This window comes from Nocardioides sp. (genome assembly GCA_037045645.1).
Classification (GTDB): domain Bacteria; phylum Actinomycetota; class Actinomycetes; order Propionibacteriales; family Nocardioidaceae; genus Nocardioides.
Map to the genome: position 1 here is coordinate 342,120 of JBAOIH010000004.1, position 12,839 is coordinate 354,958.

Genomic DNA, 12,839 nt, shown 5'->3' on the forward strand with positions numbered 1-12,839 from the left:
GGCCAAGTTAACCGGCACTTGGGCGGGGCAGGTCGTCGTACCACGTCATGGCGGTCTCCTTCGCCGCGAGCCAGACCTCGGTGCCGGGTGCCAGGTCCAGCGCCGCTGCTGCGGCGGGAGTCACGTCGGCCAACAGGCTGGGCGTGCTGGCGATGCGCAGTCGTACGGCATCTCCGTGCGGCACCGCGCTCTCCACGACGCCGGACCAGACGTGTCGCGCCGAGCCCTCGGGTCGAGTGCGGGAGACCGCGACGGCACTCGGAGGGAACGCCGCGCAGCGCCCCCCGGCGCGGATCACGTTGAGCCCGACCAGGCGCGCCACGTGATCGGTGAGTGGCCGCGCGGCGACCTCTGCCGGTGATCCCTGCTGCACGATGAGGCCACCCTCGAGTACGAGGACGCGGGTGGCGAGGGTGATCGCGTCGATCGCCTCGTGGGTGACCAGCAAGGTGATCCCGTCGTAGGACCGCAGGTGTCTGGCCAGATCGAGTCGCAGCGCGGTGGCGACGCCGACATCGAGCCCTGCGAAAGGCTCGTCCAGCAGCAACAACTCCGGGCGAGGAGCCAGCGCGCGTGCGATCGCGACGCGCTGCGCCTGGCCGCCGGACAGCCGCCCTGGTCGGCGCTCGGCCAGGGCGGCGAGCCCGAAGGCGTCGAGCCACTCTCGGGCCTGACGATCCGCGTCTGCTCGGGTCGCCCCGCGGCAGCGCAGTCCGAAGGAGACGTTGTCGGCCGCACTCAGGTGAGGGAAGAGCGACTGGTCTTGGAAGACGAAGCCCAGATCTCGATCCTTGATCGGCAACCGCGACCAGTCGCGGTCGGCCAAGGACACCTGGCCACCCGGCTCGATGCCGGCCAGCGCGCTCAGCATGGTCGACTTGCCTGCCCCGTTGGGGCCGATCACGGCGACGACCTCGCCGGGACCGATCTCGAGTTCGGCCGACAGGCGCTCGCCGACACGCAGGCTCGCGGTCAGTCCGCTCATGGCCGCACCAGCCAGCGGTTGCGCAGCAGGGCAAGCACGGCGATGCACACGCCGAGCAGGATCATGCTCAGGGCTCTGGCCAGGTCCGGATCGGCCTGCAGGGCCGTATAGATCAGGCTCGGCATCGTCTGCGTGGTGCCCGGATAGTTGCCGGCGAACGTGATGGTCGCGCCGAACTCACCCAGCGAGCGCGCCCAAGCCAGCACCGCGCCCGCCACGATCCCCGGCGCCGCCAGGGGCAACGTGATGCGGCGGAAGGTGGTCCACCGATCCGCGCCCAAGGTGGCGGCCACGATGTCGTACGAACTCCCGCCCGCGCGCAGCGCACCCTCGACGGCCAGCACATAGAACGGCAAGGCGACGAAGGTATGCGCGAAGACGACACCCGTGGTCGTGAACGGGATCGTGAGGTCGAACGCTTCACGCAGCGGAGCGCCGAGCAGGCCCATCCGGCCGTACGCCGTGGTGAGCGCGACGCCCGCGACGACCGGGGGTAGCACCAGCGGCACCGTCACCAGGGCGCGCAACAACGAGCGTCCCCGGAACTCGACGCGTGCCAGCACCCAGGCCAAGGGTGTGCCGAGCACCAGGCACAGACCCACTGCGCACACGCTGGTGATCAGGGTGATGAGCAGTGCTTCGCGGGTGACGGCTGCGTTGAGTAGTGCGGAGAAGCCCGACCACGGGGTTGCCATGACGAGCGAGACCAGGGGCAGCACGAGGAAGCCTGCGGCAATCGTCGCCGCCACCGTCAGCCCGAGTGGAGCGCGGCCCAATGAGGATCGGCTCATGGCGTGCCGAAACCGGCTCTCGCCAACACCTGCCGCCCCGAGGTCCCGGTGACCAGGTCGACGAACCCCTGGGCCAGGTCGTCGTCCTTGGACTGGTTCAGCGTGGCGATCGGATAGGTGGTCTGCTGGTCCTGAGCACCCTCGATCGCGATCGTCTGGACTGCATCACCGGCCGCGACCGCGTCGGTGGCATACACCAGTCCAGCGTCGGCCTCGCCCTCGGTGACCTTGGCCAGCACCGCCTTCACGTCGACTTCGCGACTGGCCGGCGCGGCGCTGATCTCTTGGGCACTGAGCACCGCGTCCGCCACCTTGCCGCACGGTGCGGTCTCGACACACTCGACCCAGTCGGTGCCCGCAAGATCGGCCAGGGAGGTGATGTGGGACGGGTTGTCGGCCGGGGTGACCAGGGTCAGCACGTTGGTGGCGAAGACTGTCGGATCACTGCCCAGCGCCTCACCCTGCTTGGCGGTGTCCATCGTGGTCTCGTCCGCAGTGGCGAGCACGTCACCGGGCGCGCCGTCGACGGCCTGCTGTGCCAGCGTTGCGGAGGAATCGAAGACAAGCTTCACCGTGACGCCCTCGTGTGCTTCCTCGAAGTCGCGCGCCAACTCCGTGAACGTCTCGGTGAGCGAGGCTGCCGCCAGAACGTGCAGGGTCCGGGTCTCCTCAGAGCCTCCGCATCCCGAGAGTGGCAGCAGGGCGAGCAGGGCAGCTGCGGCGACGCACTTCTTCATCGCGGGCACTTCCGATCTCAGGCGATCTCGACGACGACGTTCGTCGACTTGACCGACGCCGTGGCTCGTACGCCGGGCGCGAGCCCCAACTCGTCGGCCGCCTCGGCGCTCATCAGCGAGACCATCCGGTAGGGCCCGCAGATCAGATCGACCTGGGCCATCACGCCGTCCCTCTGGACCCGGGTAACCAGGCCGGTGAGTCGGTTGCGGGCGCTGACCGTGTGTGCGCGCTCGTCGGCTTCGGGGTTGACGGCTTGGGCTTGGGCCAGGGCCGCCAACTCTGCGCCTTCGACGGTGGTCGGGCTGGTGTCTGGTGACGGGGTCAGGCGGCCCGCCTCGATCCAGCGACGGATCGTGTCGTCGCTGACTCCCAACAAGAGTGCCGCTTCCGCGATTCGGTACGAAGCCATCTGTTCATTGAACCGCATCTGCGGTGAAATCAGCAAGGATCAACCGCAAGTGCGTAACGGAGCGAAGGATGGGGATGGCCCGACGCCCCTGCGCGACTGGGTCGATGGGAGGATCTGCAGCGTGAGTGAGCCCACCGGACGACCCGGCCGCTATCAGCGTTCGGCAGGCGGTCTGCTGAGTGCGATGCTGATCCTGCTGCTCGTGCTGGCGGCGTACGTCGGTTTCCGGGCGCTGGTGCGCAACGATCTCGCGGTCAACCCCGAGAAGATCGACTATCTCGAGATTGTCCGGTACGCCCAGGAGTCCGGGGTCGACGTCGTCTATCCCAGCCGGCTGCCGGAGGACTGGATCGCGACGGAGGCGCGGGTGATCCCGGGCAAGGTGATGGAGTGGCGGATCAACCTGCTCACCGAGCGCGAGGACTTCGTGGGCATTCGGCAACAGGGCCTGGGGCTGAAGAGGATGCTGGCCAGCCACGTCGACGAGGCTCCCGTCGAAGGGAATGCGGTCACGGCCTCGGATGGTCGGGAATGGCGCGTCTTCACCGACACGGGCGGCGACACCGCACTGGCGAGCCGCGAAGGAGACGAATGGCTCCTGGTCTATGGCCCGGCCAAGCTCGATCAGCTGGTCGAAGTCGCCGGTCTACTCGTCGACGACCGCATCCGCGGCTGAGACCGTCTTGGCCAGGCGCTCGCGCGCGCCGTCGAGCCAGGACTGACAGGCATCGGCGAGCTTCTCTCCGCGCTCCCAAAGCGCGAGTGACTCCTCCAGCGTGGTGCCGCCGGCCTCGAGTTGGCGTACGACTGCCACCAACTCCTCGCGCGCCTGCTCATAGTCGGCGGGGATCGGGGCGTCAGCCATTGCTGCCTCCTGATGCGTCGTCGGGGTCGAGGGTCGTGACGGTGGCACCCAGGCGACCGTCCGACAGCCGGATGCTCACGGTGTCGTCGACGGCCAGGTCGCGCACGCAGGTGAGTACGCCACCGTCGGCCGTCTGGACGACGGCGTAACCGCGCTTGAGAGTTTGGAGTGGACTCAGCGCCCTGGCCCGCGCGCGTTGGTGCTCGAGATCATCGACCGCGCGGTCGAGCCGATGTCCCACTTGCCGCCTCGCCCGGTCGATGAGACCGGTGACCTCGTCGCGGCGGCCGTCGATCAAAGACAACGGCGCGGCCAGTACGGGCCGGCTGCGCAGTGCGCTCAGCCCTTGTTGCTCCTGATGGAGTCGGGTGGTCACCAGGTCGCGCAGTCGATCGCGCGCCCAGGAGATGCCGCGCATCTCGTCGGCCATGTCGGGCACGATCAGGCTCGCCGCGTGCGTCGGGGTGGAGGCGCGCTCGTCAGCCACCAGATCGAGCAACGGACTGTCCTGCTCGTGGCCGATGGCCGAGACGATCGGAGTGCGCGCGCGGTGCACCGCACGGATCAGGGCCTCGTCGCTGAAGGGCAGCAGGTCCTCCACGGAACCACCGCCTCGCGCGATCACGATCACGTCGACCTCATCGAGACGATCGAGTCGGGCCAGCGCGTCCATGACCTCCTGCGTAGCACGCGGACCTTGCACGGTCGCGGGCGCGACCTCGAAGCGTACGGCCGGCCAGCGTGCCCGCGCCCGCTCCAGCACATCGCGCTCGGCCGCGCTGCCTGGAGCCGTGATCAGGCCGACGCGTCGCGGCAGGAACGGCAACCGTCGCTTGAGGTCGGGGGCGAACAGACCCTCGGCGGCGAGCAACTGTCGGCGTTGCTCCAAGCGGGCAAGCAGGTCGCCGAGCCCGCTGAGGCGAACCTCCCGGATGCTCAACGAGAGCGAGCCGCGGGCCGGGAAGTAGGACGGTTTGGCCAGCGCAATGATCTTGGCGCCCTCCACCAGAGGAGGGTTGAGGGAATCGAAGAGAGTGCGCGCCATGGTGGCGTTGACCGAGAGATCCGCCACCGGATCGCGCAGAGTCAAGAACACCGTGTTGATGCCCGAGCGCCTGTTGATCTGAGCCAACTGGCCCTCGACCCACACGGTGCCGAGGCGGTCGATCCACCCCTGCAGCGCGTTGGCCACCGCGCGTACGGGTGCCGGCGACTCGGGTGTCGCATCGCGCAAGGAGGCCATGCGCAGAACCCTAGACGCGACCACGGACAGACAGTTCGGTGAATCGCGACCCGGCGATGCGCTCCGTACACTCGACGTCATGAGCACTGACCTCGGCACCCCGCAAGTCCTGAGCCCGGACGAGGCCGAGCGGGCCGTCCTGCTCGCGGCGCCTCGTGGCTATTGCGCCGGCGTCGACCGGGCCGTGATCACGGTCGAGAAGGCGCTCGACCTCTATGGCGCACCGGTCTATGTCCGCAAGCAGATCGTGCACAACAAGCACGTGGTCGCGGATCTGGAGTCTCGGGGTGCGATCTTCGTCGAGGAACTCGACGAGGTGCCCGAGGGGCAGACGGTCGTGTTCTCCGCCCACGGTGTCTCCCCGGCGGTGCACGCCCAGGCGCAGGAGCGGAGTCTGAAAACCATCGACGCGACCTGTCCGCTGGTGACGAAGGTGCACCACGAGGCCAAGCGCTTCGCCGGCGACGACTACGACATCTTGCTGATCGGACACGAGGGTCACGAGGAGGTCGAGGGGACCGCGGGCGAGGCGCCCGAGCACATCCAACTCGTGCAAGGCCCGGGTGACGTCGACAAGATCGTCGTACGCGATCCCGCCAAGGTGGCGTGGCTGTCCCAGACCACGCTCAGCGTCGACGAGACCATGGAGACGGTCGCGGCGATCCGCGAACGCTTCCCACTTCTGCTCGACCCACCGTCGGATGACATCTGCTATGCCACTCAGAACCGCCAATTGGCGATCAAGGAGATCGCCCGTGACGCCGATCTGGTGATCGTGGTCGGCTCGGGCAACTCGTCCAACTCGGTACGCCTGGTAGAGGTCGCGCTCGAAGCCGGCGCCAAGTCTTCCTACCGCGTCGACGACGCGAGTGAGATCGACGAGGCCTGGCTCGATGGCGTGCGTACGGTCTCGGTCACGTCGGGGGCATCGGTGCCCGAGGGCCTGGTGGACGGCGTGCTGAGCTTCCTGGCCGAGCGCGGCTACCCCGACGCCAAGGCGGTGCATTCGGCGGAGGAGTCGTTGATCTTCGCCCTTCCGCCCGAGTTGCGTAAGGACCTGCGCGCGGCCGGGCGATCCTGATGGCCCGATATGTCGACCTGCACCCGGTCGACCCGCAACCGCGTCTCGTCGCCCAGATCGTGGAGGCGCTGCGCGACGATGCGCTGATCGCCTATCCGACCGACTCGGGCTATGCGCTGGGGTGCCAACTGGGCAACCGTGCCGGCCGTGACCGGATCCTGCGGATCCGCGACCTCGACGACCGCCACGACTTCACGCTGATGTGCGACTCGTTCGCCCAGATGGGCCAGTTCGTGCATATCGACAACTCGGCGTTCCGGTCGATCAAAGCCGCCACTCCGGGGCCTTACACCTTCATCCTGCCCGCCACCGGGGAGGTGCCGAAGCGGTTGATGCACCCCAAGAAGCGCACCGTGGGAGTACGCATCCCCGAGCACCGGGTCGTCCACGCGTTGTTGAGCGCCCTCGGCGAGCCGATGCTCACCTCCACGCTGATCCTGCCTGGCGAGACCGAGCCGCGCACGATGGGGTGGGAGATCAAGGAAGACCTCGACCACCAGGTCGACATCGTCATCGAGGCCGGCGAGACACCCGCCGAGCCCACCACCGTGGTCGACTGGTCGCAGGGCTACCCCGAGGTCATGCGCCGCGGCGCTGGTGACCCGGACCGGTTCGAGGAATGACGAACTCGGAGGTGTCTCCGAGCTCGGCCATTGGGTCCACGTGCACATGGTGGTCCTGGCGCAGCCGCCACCAGATCGTGCCGAGCGCCAGCGCATAGCCCGCCACCAGGGCCAGCGCATGGTCGGAGAGCCCGGACAGCAACGCCTGCAGGACGTTGTCGTCGGCGCGCGCGATCAACTCCGGAGCCACCGCCGCGATGAGCAGGAACGTGCCGGCCATCAGCAACGGCGGCAAGATGGTGACGCGGTAGAAATCTTCGAGTCGGACCACCCAGGCGAGCAGGACACAGGTCGACACGAACACGAGGTCGAAGAAGACGCCCAGCGACTCGGTGAGCACCAGATTGAACGCGACCGCCGACAGCACGAGCGCGAAACCAAGCGCCGTGACCGACCGTGCGGACTCGTTCATATCGCGAGCCTAGGCGGGTCGTCGTCGCCTCGGCGGGTGGCGCGCCGGGCGGCAGACTCGACCTGACGGGGTGTTTCGAGGCTCGCCCCAGGCCCGGAAAGATCCTCGAATCGGCGTGCCGACACCAGTACGCGGGACTCCAGTGACCCCATCGCGTGGTTGTAGTGCCCTACCGCGGCGTTGAGGGAGCGACCCACCTGATCAAGATGTCCGGCGAAGTTGCCGAGGCGTTCGTACAGTTCCCGTCCGCGCGCATGGATCTGGGCGGCCTCCCGGCTCAGTGCCTCGTGCCGCCAGCCGTGCGCCACCGTGCGCAGCAGCGCGATCAGCGTGGTGGGGGAGGCCAAGATGACGTCCTTGCCCGCGGCGTACTCGATCAGATCCCGCTGCCGCTCCAGCCCGGCGCTCAGGAACGATTCGGCGGGCACGAAGAGCACAACGAACTCGGTGCTCTCGGGCAGTGAGCGCCAATAGGCCTTGGAACCCAACGAGTCGATGTGGGTGCGCAGTTGTCGCGCGTGCCGGTCGAGGTGATGCTCGCGAAGCGCGTCGTCCTCGGCGGACGTCGCGTCGAGGAATCCTTCGAGTGGCACCTTCGCATCGACCACGATCCGGCGCTCACCTGCCAGGCGTACGACCAGATCGGGGCGCTGAGCGCCGTCGCGCAACCGCTCCTGCTCGGTGAAGTCACAGTGCTCGACCAGTCCGGCCAGCTCGACCGCACGGCGCAGGTGCAACTCGCCCCAGCGGCCCCGCACCTGCGGCTTGCGCAGCGCACTGGTCAGGCTGCGCGTCTCCTTGCCCAGGCCTTCCGTCGCGTGACGCATCTGCTCCACCTGCTCGGCGAACTGGCCCTGCCAGGAGGCACGCGAGTGCTCCTGGTCCCGGATCTGGTCGTAGAGCCGGTCGAGACTCTCGCGGATCACGTCGGCTTCCAGCGCTGGGTCTGGTTGGGAGGCCCGCAAGAGTCGCGCCACCGCGAATCCACCGAGCGCCAACCCGAGGAGGGCGCCCAACACCAGGCCGAGGAGCATGTCGTACGTCTGCATGACCCCAGGCTGCACGAGAGCACCGACATTCGGCGGGATCAGGCGATGTCGACGATCACCGGAGCGTGATCCGAGGGTGCGCCGGACCCCTGGGCCGGGTCGCGTTCGGCCCGGTCGACCCGTGCGGAAGTCACGCGGGCGGCCACCGACGGCGACGCGAGCGCGAAGTCGATCTTGAGCCCGCGATCTCGCTCGAAGCGTTGCCGGTAGTAGTCCCAATAGGTGTAGCCGGGGTCGTGGGCGCGGGTGACCTCTGCGTAGCCGTCCTCCAGCAACGCCTGGAACGCCGCCCGCTCGGCGGGAGTGACGTGGGTGGAGTTGCGAAACTGTGCCGGGTCGAAGACGTCGTCGTCGCTCGGACAGACGTTCCAGTCGCCGACCAGGATCGTGTCGGTGTCCAGCCAGGCCTGCGCGGCCCTCCGAAGGCGGGCCAGCCAGTCGAGTTTGTAGACATAGTGCGGGTCGTCGGGCTTGCGACCGTTGGGGATGTAGAGCGACCACACGCGTACGCCCCCACACGTCGCGCCGATCGCGCGCGACTCCGCCGCGACCGGCTCGCCCCAGCCGGGCATGTCCGGGAAGCCCACCTCGATGTCGTCGAGCCCGACGCGGGAGACGATCGCGACGCCGTTCCACTGGTTGAGCCCGGCGAGCGCCACGTCGTACCCCAATGCCTGCAACCCCATCAGCGGCACCTGATCTTCGCGCGCCTTGGTCTCCTGCAGCGCCAGCACGTCGATGTCGTGGCGTTGTACGAAGGCCTCGACGCGGTCGATCCGCGCACGCAGGGAGTTGACGTTCCAGGTCGCGAGTCGCACGGAAGGCAGGTTACCGAGCGGGGCGGTGGCAGGATTCACCCGATGTCCGCCACCGCTCCCGCCCGCAACACGATCGGGCTCGCGTCCGGCTCGATCGTCAGCGGCGTGCTGGCGTACGCCGTCTTCGCCTTGACCACGCGCGCGCTCGGCTCCGCCGACGCTGCGCCGGTCGCGGTGTTGTGGACCTATTGGGGGCTGTCGGCGGCTGCGCTCACCTTCCCGGTCCAGCACTGGATCGCGCGCAGCGTGGCGGCGCAGCAGTCCGAGGCAGGCGTACGCGCGGATCTGCCGCGGCTGGGCCTGGTCGTGGGGGCCAGCACCGTCGTGACGGGCTTGGGCGCGTACGCGGCGAAGGGACTGCTCTTCGACGGTTTGGGTGCGTTCGCCTGGCTGGTCGCGCTGACCACGATCGGGTCGGGACTGATGGGACTCGTCCGGGGTCTGCTGACGGCGCGCGGTCGTTTCGTGGAGGTCGGGCAGGTGCTGATCGCGGAGAACGCGGTGCGGCTCCTCTGCGTCTCGATTCTGGTGCTGATCGGGGTGACGAGCCCGGTGGCGTACGGCATCGCGCTGCTCGCGGGTTATCTGGCCTGCGCGGGCTGGCCGTCGGCGTGGTCACCGACCGGCGACGAGGCACAAGGCGCCGGCGTGCTCGGCTTCCTGGGTGGTGCGACCGGCGGCCAGGTGCTCGGTCAAGTGGTGCTGGTCGGCCCACCCGTGCTGCTGGCGTTGCTGGGTGGTGGCGCGGCTCAGGTGACCGCGCTGTTCGCGGCGCTGGCGCTGGCGCGAGCACCCTTCCTCGTGGTGCTCGGGCAGGTCGCGCAGTTGACGGGCTTCTTCACCCGGCTGGTCGTCAGCGGACGCCTAGAGCGCTTGGGTCGCCTGCATCGCACCATCACCGTGGGCGGGCTCGTGCTCGCCGGACTCGCCGCAGGCCTCGGCGCGCTGCTCGGACCGTGGCTGGTGCGGGTGGTCTTCGGCGCCGAGGTCGCCGTCGTGCCCGTCGTCGCGGCGTTGTTGGCGGCCGGATCGGCGTACGCCCTCGCCAATCTGGTGCTCAGCGTCCTGCTTTATGCGTACGCCCGGACGAGCCGGGTGCTGCTCGGCTGGCTGATCTCGGTGGCGCCGGGTGCGCTCACGCTGTCGATCGGACCGGGCACCCGGATCGAGACGGTGGCATGGGCGTTCCTGGTCACCGAAGCAGCGGCGTGGCTGGTGCTGGCGCTCTTCGCTCGACGCCGCTAGGGCTTCGTCGCAGCCAGCAGGATCGAGGAGCCGTACGCCAGATCGCGTCGCCGCAGCCACCGCGACTCCACCCGGCACAGACCTCGCAGGACTCGGTCCTGCCACGGCGACACGCTCGGCAGGCGGTCCGGTGACGGCCCACGACGTCGCCGCAGCAGGCGTTCGGCGGCGAACATCGGAAAGACCAGAGCGAACGCATGCGACGACCGCTCCACCCTCAGCCCGGCGCGAGTGATCGCAGCCTCCAGCCGAGAGCGGGTGTAGCGGCGATAGTGCCCCGCGCGTACGTCATGGTCGCTCCACGCCCACTGATAGGCCGGGACGCTGACCAGCAACCGTCCCCCCGGACGCAAGACCCGCGCGAGTTCGGCGACACCGGTCTCCTCCGGATCCAGATGCTCGATCACGTCGAACGCCGCCACCACGTCGAAGGTCTCGTCCGCGAACGGCAACGCCAACGCCGACGCGCACACATCCTGACCGGCGCTCAAGCCGCGCGGATCGGTGTCGATCGCCGTGCGGATCAGCCCGCCACGCAACCATCGCGCCGACGGACCGTCGGCGCTGCCGACGTCGAGCAGACGCCCCGAGGTCGGCAGCCAGTCGCGCAGGCCAGCCTCCAAGAGTCCCGAGCGTGCGTCGAACCACCAATAGTCGGCGTGCTCGATCGACGACGAGCCCGGCTGCCGCATGCTCATCGCACCGCGCGTACGAACGTCTCGACCACTCGATCGAGATCGGTGTCGGTGAGGTGGTGGTGAAACGGCAGGCGTACGAGCCGGCTGCTGACGTCGGTCGTCACCGGGCATTCGGTGGGACGCGCGGCGAAGGCCCGGCCGCCGTCGGAGTCGTGCAGCGGCACATAGTGGAAGGTCGTGTTGACCCCGTCAGCCTTCATCGCGCCCATCACCTCGCGACGACGCTCGGCCTCGGGCAGCAGCACGTGGAAGAGGTGGTACGCCGGCAGGCAGTCTGCGGGCACGTGCGGCAACGTCACGCCCAAATCGTCGACGAGCGGGCCGAGCCTGGCGAGGTAGCCCTCGAAGATCCCACGGCGCTTCTCCTGGACCCACTCGCGGGCCCGGAGCTGGGCGACCAGGGACGCGGCCAACGTGTCGGCCATCCCGAACGACGAGCCAGTGTCGCGCCAGGAGTACTTGTCGATCTGGCCTTGTAGGAAGGCCTGCCGGTCGGTGCCCTTGTCGTAGCAGATCCAGGCACGCGCCACGTCGGCCTCGTCGCGGACGACCAGCGCCCCGCCCTCACCGCAGGTGAAGTTCTTGGTCTCGTGGAAGCTCTGGGTGGCGAACCGGCCGAACGATCCCAGCGGCTGATCGCGCCAGCGGCCGTAGAGCCCGTGCGCGTTGTCCTCCACCAACGCCACGTCGGGCCGCTCCTGGAGCACCTTCAACAGAGCCTCCAGGTCGCCCGCGATCCCCGCATAGTGCACCGTCACGACCGCCTTGACCGCCGGGCCGTACGTCGGGTCGGCCAACAACTCGGCCACGCTGCCCGGATCGGGACCGAGCGTGGCCGGCTCGATGTCGCAGAAGAGGATGCGTGCCCCCGCGCGTACGAACGCCAACGCCGACGAGGTGAAGGTGAAGGACGGCACGATCACCACGTCGCCCTCGCCGATGTCGAGCAGCATCGCGCTCAACTCCAGCGCCGCCGTGCACGAGGTGGTCATCAGGGTCGCGGCCGCCCGGGTCTCGGCGGTGATCATCTCGGCGGCGAGTTTGCTGAAGGGGCCGCTGGAGGAGGTCTTGCCGCTGTCGAGCGATTCGATCAGCAGGCCCTTCTCGTCCGGGGCGACCCAGGGGACGTTGAACCGGATCAGGGGGTCCATCGGGCTCCTTCGTTGGGCCACGGGAGCGGGCGGTCGAGCAGTGCTGCGAGGCGCCGATCGGCTGGTGCGAAATGCGTACGCAGCCGATCCTGCAAGGCCCGATCAAGCTCGGGGACGTCCACGCAGGACGCATTGACGACCCCGTCCGGCGCGTTCACGGTCGGTGCCACACCGAGCCAGCGCAACATCGGACTCGGGTCGCTGAGGAGTTCGTCGAGGAACGTCACGCGCAACCGATCGCCGAAGATCGCCAGCCACGGCTCGAGTTTGTCGGCATAGCTGCCGCCTTCGAGATAGCCGAAAGGTGAGGTCGAGGTGAGGCTCGGATCCCAGGGCGTCGGGCCGGCGAGGTTCTCGCGCAGCGCGTGATCCAGCGGACGGGTCTCCAGTCCGTGCTGGGTGCTGAAGGCCCAGTGCGACACCGCGCGCGCGACCGGGTCGCGCAATTGCACGATCACCTTGGTCTGCGGACCGAGGGTCGCGTCGATCCGCTCGGCAGCGTCGGGTGCGTCGAGATAGCTGGTGCTCTTGTCACCCAGCAGGTTGCCCTCGCGCGCGTGCGCGAAGAAGGTCTCGTCGTACGCCCGGTGGTCGATGTCGCGCAGGAACGCCTTCGGCTCCGGGCGGGCGGGTTCGGCCATCGAGATCTCGGGATGCGCGGCCAGCAACTCGCGCAGGTAGGTGGTGCCGCAGCGTTGCGCCCCGGCGATCACGAGGTGCCTGTGAGTCAT

The 12,839-nt window shown here is 68.9% G+C and carries 16 protein-coding genes; 4 read left to right on the forward strand and 12 right to left on the reverse strand.

What is annotated here, in order from left to right; genetic code table 11:
- Window positions 1-7: 7 nt before the first annotated feature.
- Genes V9G04_14965 through V9G04_14980 form a run of 4 tightly spaced genes read right to left on the reverse strand, consistent with a single transcriptional unit; the run spans window position 8 to window position 2,923 of the window.
- Window positions 8-985 (reverse strand): ABC transporter ATP-binding protein, encoded by a 978-nt coding sequence (locus V9G04_14965; GenBank protein ID MEI2714551.1) that lies wholly within the window; start codon window positions 983-985, stop codon window positions 8-10.
- Complete coding sequence (gene modB, locus V9G04_14970; GenBank protein MEI2714552.1) at window positions 982-1,776, reverse strand: molybdate ABC transporter permease subunit; 795 nt, start codon at window positions 1,774-1,776, stop codon at window positions 982-984. Before modB ends, V9G04_14965 begins: the two co-directional genes overlap by 4 nt.
- Window positions 1,773-2,513, reverse strand: a complete 741-nt coding sequence (gene modA / locus V9G04_14975) for a molybdate ABC transporter substrate-binding protein (protein MEI2714553.1) — start codon at window positions 2,511-2,513, stop codon at window positions 1,773-1,775. The genes modB and modA overlap by 4 nt, the downstream gene beginning before the upstream one ends.
- Before the next feature lie 17 nt (window positions 2,514-2,530).
- Window positions 2,531-2,923, reverse strand: a complete 393-nt coding sequence (locus tag V9G04_14980; GenBank protein MEI2714554.1) for a TOBE domain-containing protein — start codon at window positions 2,921-2,923, stop codon at window positions 2,531-2,533.
- A gap of 121 nt (window positions 2,924-3,044) precedes the next feature.
- On the opposite strand from V9G04_14980, the gene V9G04_14985 reads away from it, so the two are divergent.
- The gene (locus tag V9G04_14985) at window positions 3,045-3,599 is read left to right on the forward strand and encodes a DUF4245 family protein (GenBank protein MEI2714555.1); all 555 of its coding nucleotides are present in this window, start codon (window positions 3,045-3,047) and stop codon (window positions 3,597-3,599) included.
- Here V9G04_14985 and V9G04_14990 read toward each other — a convergent pair.
- Window positions 3,570-3,788: an exodeoxyribonuclease VII small subunit gene (locus V9G04_14990; protein MEI2714556.1), complete on the reverse strand. Its 219-nt coding sequence runs from the start codon at window positions 3,786-3,788 to the stop codon at window positions 3,570-3,572. The two genes, V9G04_14985 and V9G04_14990, sit on opposite strands and share 30 nt — an antisense overlap.
- Window positions 3,781-5,031 carry an exodeoxyribonuclease VII large subunit gene (xseA, locus tag V9G04_14995; GenBank protein MEI2714557.1) on the reverse strand — a complete coding sequence of 417 codons (1,251 nt, stop codon included), beginning with the start codon at window positions 5,029-5,031 and terminating at the stop codon, window positions 3,781-3,783. The genes V9G04_14990 and xseA overlap by 8 nt, the downstream gene beginning before the upstream one ends.
- Before the next feature lie 79 nt (window positions 5,032-5,110).
- On the opposite strand from xseA, the gene V9G04_15000 reads away from it, so the two are divergent.
- Entirely contained in the window at window positions 5,111-6,112 is a 1,002-nt protein-coding gene (locus V9G04_15000; protein ID MEI2714558.1) for a 4-hydroxy-3-methylbut-2-enyl diphosphate reductase, read from the forward strand.
- Window positions 6,112-6,735, forward strand: a complete 624-nt coding sequence (locus V9G04_15005) for an L-threonylcarbamoyladenylate synthase (GenBank protein ID MEI2714559.1) — start codon at window positions 6,112-6,114, stop codon at window positions 6,733-6,735. Before V9G04_15000 ends, V9G04_15005 begins: the two co-directional genes overlap by 1 nt.
- Here V9G04_15005 and V9G04_15010 read toward each other — a convergent pair.
- The 3 genes from V9G04_15010 to V9G04_15020 are packed head-to-tail and all read right to left on the reverse strand — an operon-like array spanning window position 6,692 to window position 9,014.
- The gene (locus tag V9G04_15010; protein MEI2714560.1) at window positions 6,692-7,147 is read right to left on the reverse strand and encodes a DUF6542 domain-containing protein; all 456 of its coding nucleotides are present in this window, start codon (window positions 7,145-7,147) and stop codon (window positions 6,692-6,694) included. The genes V9G04_15005 and V9G04_15010 overlap by 44 nt on opposite strands.
- Entirely contained in the window at window positions 7,144-8,196 is a 1,053-nt protein-coding gene (locus V9G04_15015; GenBank protein MEI2714561.1) for a DNA recombination protein RmuC, read from the reverse strand. The genes V9G04_15010 and V9G04_15015 overlap by 4 nt, the downstream gene beginning before the upstream one ends.
- Window positions 8,197-8,234: 38 nt before the next feature.
- On the reverse strand, window positions 8,235-9,014 hold the full coding sequence (locus tag V9G04_15020) for an exodeoxyribonuclease III (protein MEI2714562.1): 780 nt from the start codon (window positions 9,012-9,014) through the stop codon (window positions 8,235-8,237).
- 42 nt (window positions 9,015-9,056) lie between these two features.
- Between V9G04_15020 and V9G04_15025 the strand changes: the two genes are divergently transcribed.
- A complete protein-coding gene (locus V9G04_15025) occupies window positions 9,057-10,259 on the forward strand; it encodes a hypothetical protein (protein MEI2714563.1) in 1,203 nt (400 codons plus the stop codon).
- On the opposite strand, the gene V9G04_15030 is transcribed toward V9G04_15025, so the two are convergent.
- The 3 genes from V9G04_15030 to V9G04_15040 are packed head-to-tail and all read right to left on the reverse strand — an operon-like array spanning window position 10,256 to window position 12,839.
- The gene (locus V9G04_15030) at window positions 10,256-10,957 is read right to left on the reverse strand and encodes a class I SAM-dependent methyltransferase (protein ID MEI2714564.1); all 702 of its coding nucleotides are present in this window, start codon (window positions 10,955-10,957) and stop codon (window positions 10,256-10,258) included. The genes V9G04_15025 and V9G04_15030 overlap by 4 nt on opposite strands.
- Entirely contained in the window at window positions 10,954-12,108 is a 1,155-nt protein-coding gene (gene rffA / locus V9G04_15035) for a dTDP-4-amino-4,6-dideoxygalactose transaminase (protein MEI2714565.1), read from the reverse strand. The genes V9G04_15030 and rffA overlap by 4 nt, the downstream gene beginning before the upstream one ends.
- Entirely contained in the window at window positions 12,096-12,839 is a 744-nt protein-coding gene (locus V9G04_15040; GenBank protein MEI2714566.1) for a sulfotransferase domain-containing protein, read from the reverse strand. The genes rffA and V9G04_15040 overlap by 13 nt, the downstream gene beginning before the upstream one ends.